The organism is Inquilinus sp. (assembly GCF_039594555.1).
Classification (GTDB): Bacteria; Pseudomonadota; Alphaproteobacteria; order DSM-16000; family Inquilinaceae; genus Inquilinus.
Map to the genome: position 1 here is coordinate 1 of NZ_JBCNNF010000088.1, position 19,444 is coordinate 19,444.

Genomic DNA, 19,444 nt, shown 5'->3' on the forward strand with positions numbered 1-19,444 from the left:
TACAACGTTTTTTTCTTCGCGGCCGGCATTGCGCTGCAGGGCTTCCTCAGAGGCCAGATACAGATCAAGGTCGGCTCGGCCCTGACCCCAGGGTCGACCGAGATCTGGAACCACAAGACCAAGGCCTGGGACAAGTTCGACCAGCCGATGTTCTCGCCCTTCATGGCCTTCGGCGGCTGGCAGGCGGCGGTGCCCTCGGCCGGCAAGAATGTCGAGGCCGCCTGGAACTACGTCGAATGGGTCTCGAATCCGGAGAACAGCGGCATCGCCACGGTGACCGGCGGCTCCGGCGTCAATCCCTACCGCCTGAGCCATTTCGCGCCGGACCGCTGGCTGGCCAAGATGACCAAGGAGGAGGCGGATGAGTACCTGGCGGCGCAGCGCGGCAGCCTCGAGGCCAAGAACGTGGCGCTCGACATGCGCATCCCCGGTTACTTCTCCTACACCGAGGTGCTGGAGATCGAGCTGTCCAAGGCGCTGGCGGGCGAGGTGACGGCGCAGCAGGCGCTCGATTCGATCGCCGAGCAGTGGAACAAGCTGACCGACGAGTTCGGCCGCGACACCCAGCTTGCCGCCTATCGCGCCTCGATGGGCCTGCCGCCCCTGAAGAAGTAGGCCGGACGATCCTCCCCGCCGCGCGCTGCGGCGGCGAGGAGACCGGACGGACGGAGCGTTCCAGACCCAAGGACACCATGGCCCGCGTCAGACTCGAAGCCGTCACCAAGAGCTACGGCGACGTGCCCGTCATCCCCTCGCTCGACCTCGAGATCGCGGACCGCGAATTCGTCGTGCTGGTCGGCCCCTCGGGCTGCGGCAAGACCACGACCCTGCGCATGATCGCGGGGCTGGAGGCGGCGAGCGGCGGCACCATCCGCATCGGCGACCGCGACGTCACCCAGCTGCGCCCCGGGCTGCGCAACTGCGCCATGGTGTTCCAGAACTACGCCCTGTACCCGCATATGACGGTGCGCGAGAACATCGGCTACGGCATGAAGGTGCGGGGCGAGCCGAAGGCCGCGATCGACGACAAGATCAAGGAGGCGGCGCGGATCCTGGGACTCGACCCCTATCTCGACCGCCGGCCGAAGCAACTGTCGGGCGGGCAGCGCCAGCGCGTCGCCATCGGCCGCGCCATCGTCCGCGACCCCGACGTGTTCCTGTTCGACGAGCCGCTGTCCAACCTCGACGCCAAGCTGCGCATCGAGATGCGGGCCGAGATCAAGGCGCTGCACCGGCGCCTCAAGACCACCATCGTCTACGTCACCCACGACCAGGTCGAGGCCATGACCATGGCCGACCGGGTGGTGGTGATGAACCAGGGCCGAATCGAGCAGGCGGCCGAGCCGCTGACGCTCTACGAGCGCCCGGCCAACCTGTTCGTCGCCGCCTTCATCGGCGCGCCCAGCATGAATTTTTTGCCCGCGACCCTGTCCGGCGGCGGCCTGCGGCTGGCGGACGGCACGGTGCTGCCGATGCCGGCCGCCAAGCGTTCGGCGCTAGCCGGGCGCGACGGCCTGGCTGTCACCATCGGCCTGCGGCCTGAGCATGTGGCGGGCGGCGCCGCCGGTCCGGTGACGCTGCCGATCCTGCCGCGGGTGATCGAGCCGCTCGGCGCCCACACCCTGATCCTGGGCGAGGTGGCGGGCGCCAGGTTCACCGCCCAGGTCGACGCCCATTTCCCGGCCCGCCCGGACGAGCCGGCGACGATCAGCCTGGACCCGGACCGGCTGCACCTGTTCGAGACGGCGGGCGGGCAGGCGATCTGACGACACTTGCTCAGAAGTAGGTGTATGACAATATCACACTCATCGCTTTCGCCGGAGCTTGTCATGGCCCGCACCAGTCGTCCGATCACGGTCACCCTGGGTGACTTACAGGAGCACGTCGAAGCCCGTGTCCGGTCAGGGGCCTACGCATCAACCAGCGAGGTTCTGAGGGCTGCTGTTCGGGCGCTGGATCGGGAAGAGCAGGCCCTTGGCGAGTGGCTGAAGGAGAAGGTTGACGAGGCCTTCGCTGATCCTGGCGCCAGCGTGCCGGCCCGAGACGTCTTCCGTCGCCTCAGGGCCTACCATGCCGAGCAGACCAAGGCCGACGCCGAGTGAAGTACGAGGTCCGGTTCAGGCCACGGGCCGAAACCGACCTGCTCGATCTGTACCGCTACATTGCCGCCGCATCAGGGCGCATGATCGCGGAGGCTTATATTGACCGGATCGAGGCGGCCTGCCTGTCGCTCGAAACCTTTCCGGAGCGCGGCGCCCGTCGAGACGACATCCGGCCAGGCCTGCGGGTCATGGGGTTCGAACGCCGGATCACGATCGTATTTCAGATCAGCGGTGACAGTGTGACCGTCGTTCGGATCTTCTATGGAGGCCGCGACTACGAACGTGCGCTGACCGGCGCGAGCGACGACTGATCGCCGCCCAGCCTCACTCCTTCGGCTTGCCGTAGACTCCGCGCAGGAAGAAATCCCAGATCGCATAGACCAGGGCGGCGGCCCACAGGAACTGCCACAGCCGGTCGCCCAGCCAGATGAACTCCGCCGCCAGGGCGGCGATCAGGAGGACGACAATCAGCAGCCGGACCCAGAGGGGTTCGAGCCAGGGATGGGCTTGCGGCGTCGGCATCGTCTCCAGCGCGTCGGCGGGGCAGGGGCGGGGAGAGTGGCACGGGACCGCGCCCGCCATCCAGCGGCGTTTTGCGCCGCGCCCGGCCGCGCTATGGTCGGGCCGACGACAGGAAAGGACCCCGCCGATGCCCCGGATCATTCTCGACTGCGACGTCGGCATCGACGACGCGCTGGCCATCCTGTGGCTGGCCGGACGGCCGGGGGTGGAGATCGCGGCGCTGGGCAGCGTTCACGGCAATGCTCATGCCGCGGTCGCCGCCGCCAACGCGCAGCACGTCTTCCACCTCGTCGGGCTCGGCCACGTCCCGGTCGCGGTCGGGGCGGCGACGCCGCTGGCCCAGCCGGTCAGCATCAGCGGCCATGTCCATGGCGATGACGGCCTCGGCGGCCAGGGGCCCAAGGCTGCGCCGCGGCCCTTCGCGGCCGAGACGGCGGCCGAGCAGCTGGTCCGCCTGGCCCGGACCGAGCCGGGCGCCTTCTCGCTGCTGGCCACCGGGCCGCTGACCAACCTGGCCCTGGCGCTGCAGCTGGAGCCGGAGCTGCCGCGGCTGGTCGACCGGGTGGTGATCATGGGTGGGGCGGTGACCGTGCCCGGCAACATCACCGCCGCGGCCGAGGCCAACATCTTCCACGACCCGGAGGCGGCGGAGGCGGTGTTCGCCGCGTCCTGGCCGGTCACGCTGGTCGGGCTGGACGTCACCATGACCGCCTGGCTGGGCGAGGCCGAACTGGCGCGGATCGAGGCCGATTCCCGGCCGCGCGGCCGCTTCGCCTGGTCGATCCTGCAGCATTATGTCGGCTTCTACCACGCACGCTACGGCATCCGCGGCTGCGCCCTGCACGACCCGGCGGCGGCGATGCTGCTGCTGGACCCCGGCCTCGCCGAGTATTCCGACTGGCCGCTCCGGGTCGAGCTCAGCGGCGACCTGACCCGGGGCATGACCCTGGCCGACCGCCGCGGTGTTCCCGAGGAGCAAGGGGCAGCGGGGCGGCCCGCCGTCCGGGTGGCGACCCGGATCGACCGCGACCGTGTCGTCGGCGGATTCATGGACGGCCTGCTGCGCTGAGGCGCGGAAGTCGACCGGCCGGCCTGTTCTTGCCGATTGTCGCGATACACTGGTCTAGCCCACCCCCCGATGCCCCTCGGGTGCAGGCTTGGCAGCCCTTTGCCGAAGGAACGATCACCCTCTGCGCGAGGAATGGTCGGATGATTATTCCGGACGCATGCAATATGACGCGTGCTTGATTGAAATATGATGCTGTGGCCGCCGCCGAGCAGCGACAGAACAAAAAAGGCCGTGCATTCAGGGGGGATGTTCCATTAAATGACCCTCCCCCGGCAGCTTGCTGCCGGGACGGTCTTGCGGTTTCGCCACGGCGAAGGCCGGGGCAAAAAGGGGAGGTTTCATGAAGGTTCGTACTCTGCTCGCGGCGGGGGCTGCGGTCGTCGCCGCGGTGGGCTTCACCGCTTCGGCCCAGGCGGGCGCGACGTTCGATGCCGTCAAGCAACGCGGCTTCCTGCAGTGCGGCGTGAACACCGGCCTGGCCGGCTTTGCCCTGCCGGACAGCCAGGGCAAGTGGACCGGCATCGATGTCGACACCTGCCGTGCCATCGCGGCCGCCGTGTTCGGCGATGCCGACAAGGTCAAGTTCACCCCGCTGAACGCCCAGGTGCGATTCACCGCGCTGCAGTCGGGCGAAATCGACGTGCTGGCCCGCAACACGACCTATTCGCTCTCCCGCGACACGTCGCTGGGCCTGACCTTCACGGCCATCAACTTCTACGACGGCCAGGGCTTCATGGTGAACAAGTCACTCGGCGTGACCAGCGCCAAGGACCTGAACGGCGCCACCATCTGCGTCCAGCCCGGTACCACCACCGAGCTGAACCTGACCGACTGGTTCCGCGCCAACAAGCTGGACTTCAAGCCGGTCGTGATCGAGAAGCTGGAGGACGTCGAGTCCGCCTTCTTCTCCGGCCGCTGCGACGCCTACACCACGGACGCCTCCGGCCTGGCTGGCACCCGCGCCGCCAAGGCACCGAAGCCGGACGACTACATCATCCTGCCGGAGATCATCTCCAAGGAGCCGCTGTCGATCGCCGTGCGCCAGGGCGACGACCAGTGGGCCGACATCACCCGCTGGGTGTTCATGGCCCAGGTCCAGGCCGAAGAGAGCGGCGTCACCAGCCAGAACATCGACACCTTCGCCGATTCCCCCGACCCGACGATCCAGCGCCTGCTGGGCAAGACGCCGGGCATGGGCGAGGCGCTGGGCCTGCCGGAGAACTGGGCCTACAACGCCATCAAGCAGGTCGGCAATTACGGCGAGATGTTCGAGCGGAATGTCGGCGAGAAGACCCCGCTGGGCCTCAAGCGCGGCCTGAACGCGCTGTGGACCCAGGGCGGCCTGCAATACGCCATTCCGATCCGGTAACGTGCGATCGATGCCGCCGACCCCGCAACGGGTCGGCGGTTTCGTTTTCGGGCCCGGCCTGCTCCGGGCGAAGAAGAAATTTGACGGGCGGCTTGAGCGAGGTTTGACGCAATGACCATGGACGTTGCCGCGGCAGGAACTGCCGTGCGCCGTGGATCCGCACTCAACGACCCCAGACTCCGAGCGATTTTCTACCAGGTCGTGCTGCTGCTGGTGGTCGTCGGAATCGGCTGGTTCCTGGTCTCCAACCTGATACACAACCGCGAGGTGCGCGGCATCCAGACCGGCTATGGCTTCCTGTCCCGCGAGGCCGGCTTCGCCATCGCCGAGACTCCGATCTCCTACACGCCGAGCGATTCCTATGCCCGGGCCTTCCTGGTCGGGCTGGTGAACACGCTGAAGGTCTCGATCCTCGGCATCATCCTGGCGACGCTGCTGGGGCTGGTGGTCGGCGTCAGCAAGCTGTCCTCGAACTGGCTGCTGGCCAAGATCGCCACGGCCTATGTCGACATCGTCCGCAACATCCCGCTGACCGTGCAACTGCTGCTCTGGGCAGGGCTGATCCGGGTCAGCGCGCCGCCGCCGCGCCAGGCGCTGCATCCGGTGCCGGGTGTCTTCGTCAGCAACCGCGGCATCCAGGTGCCCTCGGTCGAGGACAACCCGATCTTCCTGTGGATGGCGGTCGCGGCGCTGGTGGCGCTGGTGGTCGCCTGGGGCATCGCCCGCTGGGCCAGGCAGCGCCAGGCGGCAACCGGTCAGCAGTTCCACAGCATCTGGGCCGGCATCGGCCTGTTCGTCGGCCTGCCGCTGGTGGTCTGGCTGATCGGCGGCGCCCCCGCGGCCTTCGAGGTGCCGGAGCTGAAGGGCTTCAACTTCCAGGGCGGCTGGACGTTGACGCCGGAATTCGCGGCGATGCTGATCGGCCTGACGGTCTACACCGCCGCCTTTATCGCCGAGATCGTGCGCGGCGGCATCCTGGCGGTTTCGCACGGCCAGACCGAGGCGGCCCGCGCGTTGGGGCTGCATTCCGGCATCACGCTGCGCCGCATCGTGCTGCCGCAGGCGCTGCGCACCATCATCCCGCCGCTGACCAGCCAGTATCTCAACGTCACCAAGAACAGCTCGCTGGCGGTGGTGATCGGCTATCCGGAGCTGGTGTCGATCGGCAACACCATCGGCAACCAAACCGGCCAGGTGGTCGAGGCGATCTCGATCTTCATGGCGGTCTACCTGTTCATCAGCCTGGCGATCTCGATCGGCATGAACATCTACAACCGCCGCATGGCGCTGAGGGAGCGGTGAGCATGGCCGATACCCAAGCCGCCCTGACCGCACCCTTCGTCGCCACCCAGGAGATCCCGGCGTCGCCGCCGCCCGGCTCCACCACGGGGCCGATCGCCTGGGTCCGGCACAACCTGTTCAGCACATGGTACAACATCGTGCTGACGGTGCTGATTGCCTATCTGGCGATCCGGCTGATCCCGGATTTCGTCCAATGGGCGCTGATCGACGCGGTGTGGGGGCCGGCGACTCCGGACCAGACGCCGCAGGATGTGGTGGCCGCCTGCCGCGCCGCGGCCGGCGCCTGCTGGGGCTTCGTCAACGAGAAGTACCGGCTGATCTTCTTCGGCCTGTACCCCTATGGCGAGGAGTGGCGGCCGATCATCTCGATGCTGCTGCTGATCGGCCTCGCCGTCGCCAGCACCATGCGCCGGTTTTGGGGCAAGCGTCTGATCATCGCCTGGGTGGTGGTGATCGTCGCCGCCATCAGCCTGATGTACGGCGCGGTGCCGCTCGGCTTCTTCGAGATCCCGATTCCCGGCCTGTCGCTGGTGGAGACCCGGAACTGGGGCGGCCTGCCGCTGACGCTGGGCCTGTCGATGATCGGCATGGCGCTGGCTTTCCCGCTCTCGGTCCTGCTGGCGCTGGGCCGCCGGTCGCACATGCCGGCGATCCGGACCCTGTGCGTGACCTATATCGAGCTGATCCGCGGCGTGCCGCTGATCACCGTGCTGTTCATGGCCTCGGTGATGTTCCCGCTGTTCCTGCCGGAAGGCTGGAACTTCAACTACCTGCTGCGGGCCCAGGTGGCGATCATCCTGTTCACCGCCGCCTATCTCGCCGAAGTGGTGCGCGGCGGCCTGCAGGCGATCCCCAAGGGCCAGTTCGAGGCGGCGGACAGCCTCGGCCTCGGCTACTGGCAGAAGCAGCGGATGATCATCCTGCCGCAGGCGCTGCGGGTCTCGATCCCGGCGCTGGTCAACACCTTCATCGGGTCGTTCATGGATACGACGCTCGTCATCATGGTCAGCCTGTTCGACCTGCTGGGCGCCGCCCGCCTCGGCCTGTCCGACCCGATCTGGGGGCCGTTCTACAAGGAAGCCTATCTGTTCGTGGCGCTGCTGTTCTTCGTCTTCTGCTTCGCGATGTCGAGGTACTCGCAGCGCCTGGAAACCTATCTGAACCGGGGCACGCGCCGCCGCTGACGGAGAGATGAACATGGCTGTGAATCAACAAGCGACCGCGGGCCAGCCGGAAATCCTGATCCAGATGTCCGGGGTCAACAAATGGTACGGCGAGTTCCATGTCCTGCGGGACATCAACTTCGCCGTCGAGAAGGGCGAGAAGGTGGTGATCTGCGGGCCCTCGGGCTCCGGCAAGTCGACCCTGATCCGCTGCCTGAACCGGCTGGAGGAGCACCAGAAGGGCTCGATCGTCGTCGACGGCATCGAGCTGACCAACGACGTCAAGAACATCGACGCCATCCGCCGCGAGGTCGGCATGGTGTTCCAGCAGTTCAACCTGTTCCCGCATCTGACGGTGCTGGAGAACCTGACCCTGGCCCCGATCTGGGTTCGCAAGATCCCGAAGAAGGAGGCCGAGGAGACGGCGATGTACTTCCTCGGCCGGGTCAAGATCCCCGACCAGGCGAACAAGTACCCAGGCCAGCTCTCCGGCGGCCAGCAGCAGCGCGTGGCCATCGCCCGCTCGCTGTGCATGAAGCCGAAGATCCTGCTGTTCGACGAGCCGACCTCGGCGCTGGACCCCGAGATGATCAAGGAAGTGCTCGACGTCATGATCGAGCTGGCGCGTGAAGGCATCACCATGATCTGCGTCACCCACGAGATGGGCTTCGCCCGCACCGTGGCGAACCGGGTGATCTTCATGGATCGCGGCCAGATCGTGGAGCAGAACGAGCCCGAGGAGTTCTTCAAGAACCCGAAGTCGGAGCGCACCAAGCTGTTCCTGAGCCAGATCCTGGCCCATTGACGGGCAGGGCGCCGCCGCGGCGGCGCCCGATCCGCAGCCAAGCCGGCGGGCGCTGTCCGCCGGCTTTTTTCATGCCGGAAGCGCGCCAGGCTTCCATATTCCGCGAGGCATCGGGCCGTCAGCCCCCGCCGCGGCCGGCCAGTTTACGCTGTTGTAAGAAGGTGTGACCCATCAGCAACAGGTCGTTGCGATTTCATCTTACATACATTCTGGAATGTATAATGACATTGCCGCGTCATTCAGGCCGGGACTATGGTCTCGGAGTTTTCGGGGCGCCTCTCCACCCGGCCGGCAAGGCCGATCGGACTGTGCCTTCGATGACACAGATCGGCGCCGTCTCGGGGGATCGCTTTCGACACGGCCGCCATCACCCGACCGCCGCGTCGGGTTCTGCCTGCAGGCCCCGGTGGGCAGCCTGGGCGAGGCCAGCAAGCAGGCGGGCCGAGAGTGTCTTAAGCAAAGCGCCCCATTCGGTGCGGGGCATAGGAGGGAAGATGAAGAAGGTATTGCTGGGTGGTACGGCGCTCGTCGCTGCCGCTCTGATCGGTTCGGTGCCGGCATCGGCAGCTGATGCGAATGTAACGTCTGGTCTTCAGATGAAGATCAGCGGCTTCATCGGGTCGCAGGCGACCCTGTCGCTGGGCGACACCAAGGACGACACGTTCGACCGCGACTATGACTTCCAGAGCAGCGCCCGGCTGCAGTTCGACGTCAAGAACGTCACTGACTCCGGCCTGGAATACGGCGGCCGTATCCGTTTCAACTCGGTCAACCGCCGGGACAACGTCACGGTCGACCGCACCTACGTCTACGTGAAGGGCGGCTTCGGTACGGTCACCTTCGGTAACGCGCCGACCACCGCGGACGACTTCGGTTACGTCTACGCGCATGACCAGCTGAACGGCAATATGGGCCTGGGCGCCGGCTTCGGCGACCTGCTGGACGGCAACTACTACTTCGGCGGCGGTGAGTTCTTCTCGATCGACGCCACCTATCTCGCCGGTATCAGCAACGCCGATACCCGCATCAAGTACACTTCGCCGACCTTTGACGGCCTCAGCTTCGGCGTCGACTTCACCCCGGTGGTCGGCGGTCCGGATCACGCTGGCAACGGCGGCCGCAACGACCTGTTCAACGACAACGAGACCGTCTACGAGAACGTCGTCAGCGCCGGCGTCAACTACGAGCAGACCTTCGACTCGCTGTCGGTCCGCGTCGCTGCGTCGGCCCTCTACGGTAACGGTACGCAGGGCGCGTCGAATCCGGGCGGCCATGACGTCGAGGTCTATACCCTCGGTGGTCAGATCGGTTCCGGCGGCATCCTCGCCAGCGTGAACTGGACTCACAACGAGCAGACCGCTGCCGCGAACAAGCCGGTCGACACCATCATCGGCGACCTCAGCTACCAGTGGGGCCCGTTCCTGGCCTCGGCGTCCTACGCCTACACCTGGGCTGACAAGGGCAACGGCCTGAACTCGTCCTTCACCAGCGGTGAGGACCTGCAGGACAACCACATCGCCGGTGTGAACCTGAGCTACACCCTGGCCCCGGGTCTGAACACCTACGCGGAAGTCATCTACTCGAAGCAGAACTTCCGTCAGGGCAAGGATTGGGAGTCCGCCAGCCTCGGCACCGGTATCGTCCTCGGGTTCTAAAACCCCAGGACGGGCCAGGACCGAAAGGCCGGCTCGAGAAGACCGGGCGTGACGGACCACTCCTAACGGTCTCTGTCTCGTCCCCTCGAAGGCTGAAAACGTTACGTCCGGTCGACGGAGGATGCGCGGTCTGCAGGCCGCGCATCCTTTTTTTGTGGGCTCTCGTCAGCTTGCTGCCGCGCAATTTCCCAAAGAAGCCATCCGCCATTACATACGTTCATGCATGTATATTCTCGTTGCTTCGTTCCGTCCGGCAGTTTACGGTTTCGTAATCTCGCGGACGGTCCGAATCCCGAAGGGCGCGAACCCCGGAGTGAAGCGGCTGTCATTCCCGAGAGACATGCTCTCGAAGTCCTGTTGTGAAGCCAGGGCTCGGCGTCACGGACACCGGACAATCCGGTGAAGCGACCGGCAGAGCCGGCGCAGCCGCCAAGACGAACCGAGCGGAGGAGGGGAAGTGAAGAAGGTTCTGTTGAGTGGGGCGGCGCTGTCCGCCATGGTGTTGGCCGGCGCGGCGCCGGCCTCGGCCGCGGACGCCAATGTGACGTCGGGCCTGCAACTCAAGATCAGCGGCTTTGTCGGCTTCCAGGCCGCGTTGAATCTGGGGGACACCCAGAACGACGAATTCGACCGCGACTACGACTTCCAGACCGGCGCGCGGCTGATCTTCGACATCAAGAACGTTACCGATTCGGGGCTGGAATACGGCGGCCGCATCCGCTTCGACCAGGTCAACCGCCGCGACAACGTCCGCGTCGACCGCACCTATGTCTATGTGAAGGGCGGCTTCGGCACGGTCACCTTCGGCAACGCGCCGACCGTGGCCGACGACATCGGCTATGTCTACGCCCATGATGCCCTGGCGGGCCAGGTCGGCGCCGGCGGCCTCAACTTCGGCGACCTGCTGGACGGCGACTTCAAGCTGGGCGGCGGCGACTTCTACTCGATCAACGCCACCTACCTGGCGGGTCTGAGCAACGCCGACACCCGCATCAAGTACACCTCGCCGACCTTCGACGGCTTCAGCTTCGCGGTCGACTTCACGCCGGTCGTCGGCGGCCGGGATCACGCCGGCAACGGTGGCCGCAACGACCTGTTCGACGACGATCAGAGCTACTACGAGAACGTCGTCACCGGCGGCCTGAACTACGAGCAGACCTTCGATTCGCTCTGGGTCCGCCTGGCGGCCACGGCGGCGTATGGTAACGGCGTGAAGACCTCCGATTCCGGCGCCAATCCGGACGGCAACGACCTGCAGGTCTACACCCTCGGCGGCATGGTCCAGTCGGGCGGCATCGCCGCCAGCGTGAACTGGACCCACAATGAGGAGATCGCGGTCGCCAAGAAGCCGGTCGATTCGATCGTCGCCGATGTCAGCTACCAGTGGGGCCCGTATCTCGCGTCGCTGTCCTACGCCTACACCTGGGCGGACAAGGGCAACGGCCTGAACTCGAATTTCTCGAGCGGCGAGGATCTCCAGGACAACCACATCGCCGGCGCGAACTTCACCTACACGCTGGCGCCGGGCCTGAACACTTACGGCCAGGTGATCTACGAGAAGCAGAACTTCCGCGCCGGCGGGGATTGGGAAACGGCCAATCTGATGACGGGCGTGCTGCTGGCATTCTGATCAAGCCGTCACTGCGGTGGCGGTCCGGGAAGACCGGGCGTGACGGACCACTCCTGACGGTCTCTGTCTCGTCCCCTCGAAGGCTGTAAATCACGTCCGGTCGACGGAGGATGCGCGGTTCTGCAGACCGCGCATCCTTTTTTATCTTCAGTGACTGGAGTGAGCTCAAGTACAATAAATACATACATGAATGTATATTGATGTTGCCGAACCCTTGCGCCGGGACTACCGTTCGGATGTCTCCCGGATGGGCGAGCCCCGATTTCGCATGACGGAGCGGACCTCGCCGCGAGAGACTCGGTCCCTATATTCCTTGGTACAAGCTCTCGCGGCTCCTGGACGGAGCCTGACGCCGGCAATGACGACGTGCCGGGCGGGCAGGTGCCCGTGACGAGGGGGCGGAGGAGGGGAAAATGAAGACGATCCTTTTGGGTGGGGCGGCGGCGCTCGCCGCCATGGGGCTGGCCGGCGCAATGCCGGCTTCGGCGGCCGACAGCAATGTAACCTCGGGTCTTCAATTGAAGATCAGCGGTTTCCTCGGTTTCCAGTCGACCCTGGTGCTCAGCGACAGCCAGGACAGCGACTTCGACCGCGACTATGACTTCCAGTCCAATGCACGGTTGATCTTCGACATCAAGAACGTCACCGATACCGGCCTCGAATACGGCGGCCGGATCCGCTTCGATTCGGTCAATCGCCGCGACAATGCCCGGATCACGCGCATCTACACCTATGTGAAGGGCAGCTTCGGCACCATCACCTTTGGCGACGCGCCGACGGTCGCGGACGACATCGGCTATGTCTATGTCCATGACGACCTGGTCGGCGACATGGGCGCCGGCGCGATGGATTTCGGCGAGCTGCTGGACGGCGACTTCCCCGTGGGCGGCGGCAATTTCTACTCGATCAATGCCACCTATCTGGCTGGGCTGACCAACCAGGACACCCGCATCAAATACACCTCGCCGATGTTCGACGGCTTCAGCTTCGCCGCCGACTTCACGCCGGTGGTCGGCGGAGCGGGCCATGCCGGCAATGGCGGCCGCAACGATCTGTTCAACGACGATCAGACCTACTACGAGAACGTCGTCACCGCCGGCGTGAACTACAAGAACACCTTCGGCGACTGGATGGTGCGGGCGGCCGCCACGGCCGCCTATGGCCACGGCACCCAGACCTCGGCCACCGGCGCCAACCCGCATGGCAACGACCTCGAGGTCTACACCCTCGGCGGCCAGGTCGGGTACCAGGGCATCTATGCCAGCGTGAACTGGACCCACAATGAGAGCATCGCCGTCGCCGACAAGCCGGTCGATTCCGTCGTCAGCGACATCAGCTACCGGTGGGGCGCGAATCTGGCATCGCTGTCTTACGCGTACACCTGGGCGGATAAGGGCAACGGCCTGGACTCGCAATACACCAGTGGCCAGGATCTGAAGGACAACCACATCCTCGGCGCCAACTTCACCCGCACGCTGGCGCCAGGCCTGAACGCCTATGCCGAGGTGATCTACGAGAAGCAGAACTTTCGCGCCGGCCAGGACTTCGAGAACGCCAACCTGATCACCGGCGTCATCCTCGGGTTCTGAGTCTTGCTGCCCGGCGAGGAAGATAGCAATCGAAGCGTGTTTATCTTGGGTCAGCGTCTATTTGATTGTCATCCTCGGGCTTGACCCGAGGATCCAGGGGCAGCCAGAGCGGTTCTCTGTGGCCCCTGGATTGCCGGGTCAAGCCCGACAGTGACAGGAAGGAAACGGCTCCCCCTCAAACGGCCAAGGGTATGTGCGGCGCCGCCGTCCGCGGCAGCAGGCCGGTCAGGCGCGGGTCGGGCTTGCGCACCACGCGCTGCGCATAGGGTGCGAAGCCCGCCCGCTGGTAATGGGCCAGGGCCTTCGGGTGATCCAGCGTACAGGTGTCCACCGTCATCCGCCGGATCGGCCGGGCCCAGGCCAAGTCGATCAGCGACCACAGCAGGAACGGCCCCAGCTTCCGGCCGATGAATTCCGGCAGCATTCCGAAATAGGCCAAGTCGGTGACCTCGACGCTTTCCTGGAACAGCTCGCCATAGCCGGCGGGCACGCCGTCGACATACAGCACATACACGCCGGTGCGGTCGTCGTTCAGCCGTGCGGCCAGCCGCTCGTCATCCCATTCCCGCCGGTCGGTCCACAGCCAGTTGGCGCCGACCGTGTCGTAGAGATAGCGGTAGAAGGAGACGGTCGCCGGCTCCGCCCGCATCAGCAGGTGCCGGGCCAAAGGTGGTGGCGGGGCCGGGCGCGCCGGCCTGGCCGTCATCTCCAACTGGGTGATGGTGATCGTCAGCTCGGGCACGGCGTTCATGGCCGCGTCCGCGCCGGCCCGGTCTCGACCGGCGTGTCCCCTGGCATGCCCCATTCGGCCCAGGATCCGTCATAGACCGCCGCATCCTCGCGACCGATCCGGTGCAATCCCAGCGCCAGGACGCAGGCGGTGATGCCGCTGCCGCAGCTCGCCGTCACCGGGCCGCGCTCCGGCAGGCCGGCGGCGGCGAAGCGGGCGGCGATTGCCTCGGGCGGCAGCAGCCGCTTGGTGGCCGGGTCCAGCAACTCGCCGAAGGGCAGGTTCAGCGCGCCCGGGATGTGGCCGCCGCGCAGGCCGGGCCGCGGCTCCGGCGCCGTGCCCTCGAAGCGCTCGCGCGCCCGGGCGTCGATCACCGTGCCGACCCTTCCGGCGAGTATCTCGGCCTTGCTGCGCAGCAGCGCCGGCCGGAAATGGGCGGTGAAGCGTGCCGGCACTGGGGTCGGCATGCCGCTCTCCAGTGGCCGGCCCTCGGCCTTCCAGGCCGGCAGCCCGCCATCGAGCACCGCCACGCCGTCATGGCCGAAAGCGCGCAGCATCCACCAGGCGCGGGCGGCGCTCATCAACCCGTGCACATCGTAGCAGACGACGAAGCTGTCGTTGCCGATGCCAAGATCCGCCATCCGCTCCGCGAACAGCTCCGGCGGCGGCAGCATGTGCGGCAGGCCGCCGGGCGCCTTGCTCTCCGGCGCCGCGATGTCGTCGACATCGAAGAACACGGCGCCCGGGATATGCGCTTCGGCGAACTCCGCCGCCGCATCGCGGTTGGTGCCCGGCAGGTGATAGGTGGCGTCGACGATGCGGACATCCGGGTTGTCGAGATGGTCGGCCAGCCAGGATGTCGAGACGATGGTGTTCATGCTTCGCCTGCGAAGGTGAGGACGACCCGGCGGTTCTGCTTGCCCTTGTTCTCGATCTTGGCGACCGTCAGGGCGCCAATCTCAGAGGTGTTGCGGACATGGGTGCCACCGCAGGGCTGCAGGTCGACCGGGCTGGCGGCGTCGCCGATCCGCACCAGCCGCACCCGGCCCATGCCGCTGGGCGGCTTGACCGACATTGTCCGCACCAGCTCCGGCCGCGCCGCCATCTCCTCATCGGTGATCCACTCGGTCCCGATCGGCAGGGCGGCCGCCACCAGCTCGTTCAGCCGGGCGGTGATCGCCGCCGCGTCCAGCGCGTCGCCCGGCAGGTTGAAGTCCAGCCGGCTGCGCTCGGCGCCGATCTGGCCCCCGGTGACGTCGCCGGGCACGGCGACGCACAGCAGGTGCAGGGCGGTGTGCATGCGCATGTGGCGGTGGCGCCGCTCCCAGTCCAGCGCCAGCGCGACCGGGGTGCCGGGGGCGGGCAGGGGCGTCCCGTCGGCGACGACATGGCGGACCTCGTCCGGCGTCGCTCCCTTGCGGGTGTCGGCCACCGCGGCCTCGCCGCCGGCCCAGCGGATCGTGCCGGTGTCGCCTGGCTGGCCGCCGGCGGTGGCGTAGAACACGGTCCGGTCCAGGACGATGCCTTCCGGTGTCGCGGCGACCACGGTGGCCGTCGCCTCGCGGGCATAGGCATCGTCGCGGAACAGCAATTCGGTCATGCGCTGGTCTCCAACCAGTCGGGTTCCGGCAATCCCTTCTCGCGCAGGAAGTCCGGATTGTAGAGCTTGGACTGATAGCGGCTGCCGTGGTCGGCCAGAATGGTGACGATGGTGTGCCCTGGGCCCATCCGCCGCGCCATCTTCACCGCGCCGGCCAGGTTGATGCCGGTGGAGCCGCCCAGCAGCAGCCCTTCCTCGCGGGCCAGGCCGAACAGGATCCGCAAGGCCTCCTCGTCGGTCGCCTGCTGCGCCCAGTCCAGCGGCATGCCCTCCAGATTCTTCGTCACCCGGCCCTGGCCGATGCCTTCGGTGATCGAGCTGCCCTCGGCCTTCAGCTCGCCATGCTCGTACCAATTGTACAGCGCAGCGCCGAGCGGGTCGGTCAAGGCGATCTGCACCTTCGGGTTCCGCTCCTTCAGCGCCAAAGCGATGCCGGCCAGCGTGCCGCCGGTGCCGACGGCGCAGGTGAAGCCGTCGACCGTGCCGCCGGTCTGGTCCCAGATCTCCGGCCCGGTGGTGCGGTAATGGCCGTCGCGGTTGGCGACATTGTCGAACTGGTTGGCCCAGATCGCGCCGTTCGGCTCGGTCTGCGCCAGCTCGGCGGCGAGGCGCTCGGAGTAGCGGACGTAGTTGTTCGGATCCTTGTAGGGCACGGCGTCGACCTCGACCAGCCGGGCGCCGGCCAGGCGGATCGCGTCCTTCTTCTCCTGGCTCTGGGTCCGCGGCAGCACGATGACGCTGCGATAGCCCAGGGCGCGGCCGACCAGCGCCAAGCCGATGCCGGTGTTGCCGGCCGTTCCTTCGACGATGGTGCCGCCGGGCTTCAGCGTGCCGCGCGCCTCGGCGTCGCGGATGATCGCCAGCGCCGCCCGGTCCTTGACCGAGCCGCCGGGGTTCAGGAACTCCGCCTTGCCCAGGATCTCGCAGCCCGTCTCCTCCGACAGGCGGGCGAGGCGGATCAGCGGCGTGTTGCCGATCGCGCCGACGAAGCCGTCGACGATCCGGCGGGAGGGCGTGTCGCTCATGCTCGGTCCCAGTTCTCGAAGGTCCTGAGAGACCTTAGAGGGCGCTCCCCGTGGCTTCAAGCGACCCCCAGCGGCGGCGCAGCGACTCCCGGTTCAGCGCGAACCACTGCAGCGCGATCAGCGTGATGGCGTTCTGGATCCGGCCCTCGGCCAGCATCGCCAGCGCCTCCTCCGCCGGCATCGGCAGGATGCGGATGTCCTCCTGCTCGGTCGCCAGCCCGTGCAGGCTGCGTTCGGCCGGCGCGGTGACGCGGCCGCAGAACAGGGTGACCCATTCGTTGAAACCGCCGGGGCTGGTGGCGAATTCGCCGACCGGCAGCAGCTCGGCCACGTCCAGGCCGGTCTCCTCCTGTGTCTCGCGGGCGGCGGAATGGTCCGGCGACTCGCCGGCATCGATCAGCCCGGCCGGGATCTCGACCATCCAGCCCGGCCGGTCGGCGATCCAGGCACCCAGCCGGAACTGCTCCAGCAGCACCACCCGGTCGGCGACCGGGTCGTAGGGCAGCAGGCCGACGGCCGGGCGGCGCAGCACCAGCTCGCGCGTCAGCGGCGCGGTCCAGCCGCCGTCGAAGCGGCGGTGGCGCAGCACGAGACGGTCCAGCCGGAAGAAGCCGCCATATTCGGTCCGCCGCTCGATCAGCTCGACATCGGCGTCATTGTCGAAGGCCACTCTCATGCACTCCCTCGCTGGCGGCGCCGGGACGATAGCGGGACGGCCGCCCGGACGCCACGGTGCGGCGCGCCGCAGGCAGATCTCGGACGAGGGCATTTGGGTTTGACGCATCGCCGCCGCGGTCGCGATACTTCCGCATCGGCCCGGTGGGCTGCCCCCTTGGGCTGCGATGTCGCGGACGGGCGCTTCGCCGTCGCCAGGGGAAACAAGTGGATGGCCCGCGGGCCGTCTAATGGCCTTCGTTGCGGGCCGAGGCTTCAGAACGACAAGAAAGCTTCGCCCCACAGGGTGGTTCCAGCGTCTCGACAGGGAGAGCCTGATGGACATCAAGGATCTGGGAAAGGTTCACGTCGCGATTCCGAAGCTGGCCGAGGATCTGCGCGACGGCAGGCTCGACCGGCGCGAGTTCCTGCGCACTTCGGTGCTGCTCGGCCTGGCGATTCCGGCCGCGTATTCGGTGGCCTCGGTGATCACCGGCGAGCCGCTGATGCCGCAGGCCCTGGCCGAGGACACGCCGCGTAAGGGCGGCACGCTGCGGATGGGCATGTTCGTCATGGATGCCAGCGACCCGGCGATCTACGACTGGTCGGAGAAGGGCAACATCGCGCGGCAACTGATCGAGCCGCTGGTGCGGGTCGGCACCGACAACCTCTCGCACCCCCACCTGGCCGAGAAGTGGGAGGCGAATGACGACGTCACGGTCTGGACCCTGTCGCTCCGCAAGGACGTCAAGTGGAGCAACGGCGATGCCTTCAACGCCGATGACGTGATCGCCACCTTCACCCGGTGGCTCGACAGCAAGACCGGCTCCTCCAACCAGGGCCGCTTCGCCGGCCTGACGGTGAAGGACGGCGACACCATCAAGATGGCGCCGAACGCGCTGGAGCGGGTGGACGACCACACGGTCCGCTTCCACTTCCAGAACGCCATGCTGTCCTTCCCGGAGAGCCTGGGCGACTACCCGGCGCTGATCACCCATCGCGACTTCGCCACCAAGCACGAGGCCAACCTGATCAAGAACCCGATCGGCACCGGCCCCTTCACCCTGAAGGAATACGCGGTCGGCCAGCGCGCGGTGTTCGCCCGCAAGGAAGGCTATTGGGGCGGCGACGCCTATATCGACGAGCTGCAGTTCATCGACCTCGGCGCCGACCCGGCGGCGGAGCTGGCGGCGCTCTCCTCCGGCCAGGTCGACCTGCTGTACAAGCTCGACCCCAACCTGCTGCCCGGCTACCAGGCCAACCCGTCCTTCAAGGTCTACGACAAGGACACGGCGATCGTCGGCGTCGCCCGCATGCGGGTGACCGAGAAGCCGTTCGACGACAAGCGCATCCGCCAGGCGGTGCAGGCCTGCGTCGACCATGACCGGCTGCTGCAGCTGGCCTATCAGGGCCTCGGCATCGCCGGCCAGGACTTCCACGTCGCGCCGATCCATCCGGAATACACCGATCTCGGCGCGATGAAGCAGGATTACGACAAGGCCAAGAAGCTGCTGGCCGATGCCGGCCACCCGAACGGCATCGATATCGAGATCAACTGCGTCGACGACCCGAAATGGGAAGGCCAGATCGGCGTGGTGCTGTCGGAGATGCTGAAGCCGGCCGGCATCAACCTGAAGGTCAACATCCTGCCCGGCGGCACCTATTGGGACCGCTGGACCAAATGGCCGTTCAGCGTCACCCAGTGGACCACCCGGCCGCTCGGCGTCCAGGTGCTCGATGTCGCCTACCGCAAGGGCGCGGCCTGGAACGAGAGCGGCTATGACAATCCGGAGTTCGAGAAGCTGCTGAATCAGGCGCAGGGCACGATCGACGTGCCGAAGCGCAAGGAGATCGTGAAGCAGATCGAGAAGATCCTGCAGGACGACGCCATCAGCATCATCCCGTTCTGGCTCAAGATCTACACCGCCAGCACGGACAAGGTGCAGGGCTTCGCCTACCACTTCGCCCGCGAGATGTATCTCGACAAGGTGTGGCTGTCCGCGTGACGGCTTTCTCACCCAACACCATCGAGTCCCCCCTCCCGCCGTCGGCGGGACGCAGGGGGAGGGGCGTGCGGCAGGAGCGGGACCCGGGTCCGCTCTCCCCGAGCGACAACTCCCTCCCCCTAGCCCCCTCAGCTGCAAAGCATGGGCGTCCGCTTCAGGATAGAAGGGAAACAACTGATTGTAATGCCATAAAGCAACCATAATAGAAATTAAGATTAACAAG

18 protein-coding genes and 1 pseudogene are annotated in these 19,444 nt (G+C 66.8%); 13 read left to right on the forward strand and 6 right to left on the reverse strand.

The genetic code is table 11. The annotated features are described in order from the left end of the window. From ABDW35_RS11980 to ABDW35_RS11995, 4 genes and pseudogenes are all read left to right on the forward strand, one after another. Positions 1-615: pseudogene (locus ABDW35_RS11980) on the forward strand (hypothetical protein); the annotation flags it as partial. Between the two features lie 77 nt (positions 616-692). Then, positions 693-1,766 carry a sn-glycerol-3-phosphate ABC transporter ATP-binding protein UgpC gene (gene ugpC, locus ABDW35_RS11985; protein WP_343714099.1) on the forward strand — a complete coding sequence of 358 codons (1,074 nt, stop codon included), beginning with the start codon at positions 693-695 and terminating at the stop codon, positions 1,764-1,766. A 63-nt stretch (positions 1,767-1,829) separates the two neighbouring features. Continuing rightward, positions 1,830-2,102, forward strand: coding sequence for a type II toxin-antitoxin system ParD family antitoxin (locus ABDW35_RS11990; RefSeq protein ID WP_343714100.1), 273 nt, complete (start codon positions 1,830-1,832; stop codon positions 2,100-2,102). Next, the gene (locus ABDW35_RS11995; protein WP_343714101.1) at positions 2,099-2,413 is read left to right on the forward strand and encodes a type II toxin-antitoxin system RelE/ParE family toxin; all 315 of its coding nucleotides are present in this window, start codon (positions 2,099-2,101) and stop codon (positions 2,411-2,413) included. The genes ABDW35_RS11990 and ABDW35_RS11995 overlap by 4 nt, the downstream gene beginning before the upstream one ends. A gap of 13 nt (positions 2,414-2,426) precedes the next feature. On the opposite strand, the gene ABDW35_RS12000 is transcribed toward ABDW35_RS11995, so the two are convergent. Beyond that, a complete protein-coding gene (locus ABDW35_RS12000) occupies positions 2,427-2,624 on the reverse strand; it encodes a hypothetical protein (RefSeq protein WP_343714102.1) in 198 nt (65 codons plus the stop codon). A 127-nt stretch (positions 2,625-2,751) separates the two neighbouring features. Here ABDW35_RS12000 and ABDW35_RS12005 point away from each other — a divergent pair, with 127 nt between their 5' ends. The 8 genes from ABDW35_RS12005 to ABDW35_RS12040 all read left to right on the forward strand — a co-directional run bounded on the left by ABDW35_RS12005 (position 2,752) and on the right by ABDW35_RS12040 (position 13,206). Beyond that, on the forward strand, positions 2,752-3,693 hold the full coding sequence (locus tag ABDW35_RS12005) for a nucleoside hydrolase (protein ID WP_343714103.1): 942 nt from the start codon (positions 2,752-2,754) through the stop codon (positions 3,691-3,693). 340 nt (positions 3,694-4,033) lie between these two features. After that, positions 4,034-5,062: an amino acid ABC transporter substrate-binding protein gene (locus tag ABDW35_RS12010; protein WP_343714104.1), complete on the forward strand. Its 1,029-nt coding sequence runs from the start codon at positions 4,034-4,036 to the stop codon at positions 5,060-5,062. Positions 5,063-5,173: 111 nt separating this feature from the next. Beyond that, positions 5,174-6,364, forward strand: coding sequence for an amino acid ABC transporter permease (locus tag ABDW35_RS12015; RefSeq protein ID WP_343714105.1), 1,191 nt, complete (start codon positions 5,174-5,176; stop codon positions 6,362-6,364). 2 nt (positions 6,365-6,366) lie between these two features. Next, complete coding sequence (locus ABDW35_RS12020) at positions 6,367-7,548, forward strand: amino acid ABC transporter permease (RefSeq protein WP_343714106.1); 1,182 nt, start codon at positions 6,367-6,369, stop codon at positions 7,546-7,548. 13 nt (positions 7,549-7,561) lie between these two features. After that, positions 7,562-8,332 carry an amino acid ABC transporter ATP-binding protein gene (locus ABDW35_RS12025; protein ID WP_343714107.1) on the forward strand — a complete coding sequence of 257 codons (771 nt, stop codon included), beginning with the start codon at positions 7,562-7,564 and terminating at the stop codon, positions 8,330-8,332. A 494-nt stretch (positions 8,333-8,826) separates the two neighbouring features. Beyond that, positions 8,827-9,987, forward strand: a complete 1,161-nt coding sequence (locus tag ABDW35_RS12030) for a porin (protein WP_343714108.1) — start codon at positions 8,827-8,829, stop codon at positions 9,985-9,987. Positions 9,988-10,444: 457 nt separating this feature from the next. Further along, a complete protein-coding gene (locus tag ABDW35_RS12035) occupies positions 10,445-11,617 on the forward strand; it encodes a porin (protein ID WP_343714109.1) in 1,173 nt (390 codons plus the stop codon). Between the two features lie 413 nt (positions 11,618-12,030). Further along, entirely contained in the window at positions 12,031-13,206 is a 1,176-nt protein-coding gene (locus ABDW35_RS12040; RefSeq protein WP_343714110.1) for a porin, read from the forward strand. Positions 13,207-13,381: 175 nt separating this feature from the next. Here ABDW35_RS12040 and ABDW35_RS12045 read toward each other — a convergent pair whose 3' ends face one another. From ABDW35_RS12045 to ABDW35_RS12065, 5 genes are read right to left on the reverse strand one after another with little or no spacing between them, the layout of a single operon-like run. Then, positions 13,382-13,957: a GNAT family N-acetyltransferase gene (locus ABDW35_RS12045; RefSeq protein ID WP_343714111.1), complete on the reverse strand. Its 576-nt coding sequence runs from the start codon at positions 13,955-13,957 to the stop codon at positions 13,382-13,384. Beyond that, a complete protein-coding gene (sseA, locus tag ABDW35_RS12050; protein ID WP_343714112.1) occupies positions 13,954-14,814 on the reverse strand; it encodes a 3-mercaptopyruvate sulfurtransferase in 861 nt (286 codons plus the stop codon). Before sseA ends, ABDW35_RS12045 begins: the two co-directional genes overlap by 4 nt. Further along, the gene (locus ABDW35_RS12055; protein WP_343714113.1) at positions 14,811-15,536 is read right to left on the reverse strand and encodes an alanyl-tRNA editing protein; all 726 of its coding nucleotides are present in this window, start codon (positions 15,534-15,536) and stop codon (positions 14,811-14,813) included. Before ABDW35_RS12055 ends, sseA begins: the two co-directional genes overlap by 4 nt. Further along, positions 15,533-16,561, reverse strand: a complete 1,029-nt coding sequence (locus tag ABDW35_RS12060; RefSeq protein ID WP_343714114.1) for a cysteine synthase A — start codon at positions 16,559-16,561, stop codon at positions 15,533-15,535. The genes ABDW35_RS12055 and ABDW35_RS12060 overlap by 4 nt, the downstream gene beginning before the upstream one ends. A 34-nt stretch (positions 16,562-16,595) precedes the next feature. Next, entirely contained in the window at positions 16,596-17,237 is a 642-nt protein-coding gene (locus ABDW35_RS12065) for an NUDIX domain-containing protein (RefSeq protein ID WP_343714115.1), read from the reverse strand. Between the two features lie 316 nt (positions 17,238-17,553). On the opposite strand from ABDW35_RS12065, the gene ABDW35_RS12070 reads away from it, so the two are divergent. Continuing rightward, positions 17,554-19,221, forward strand: a complete 1,668-nt coding sequence (locus ABDW35_RS12070) for an ABC transporter substrate-binding protein (protein ID WP_343714116.1) — start codon at positions 17,554-17,556, stop codon at positions 19,219-19,221. Positions 19,222-19,444: the final 223 nt, after the last annotated feature.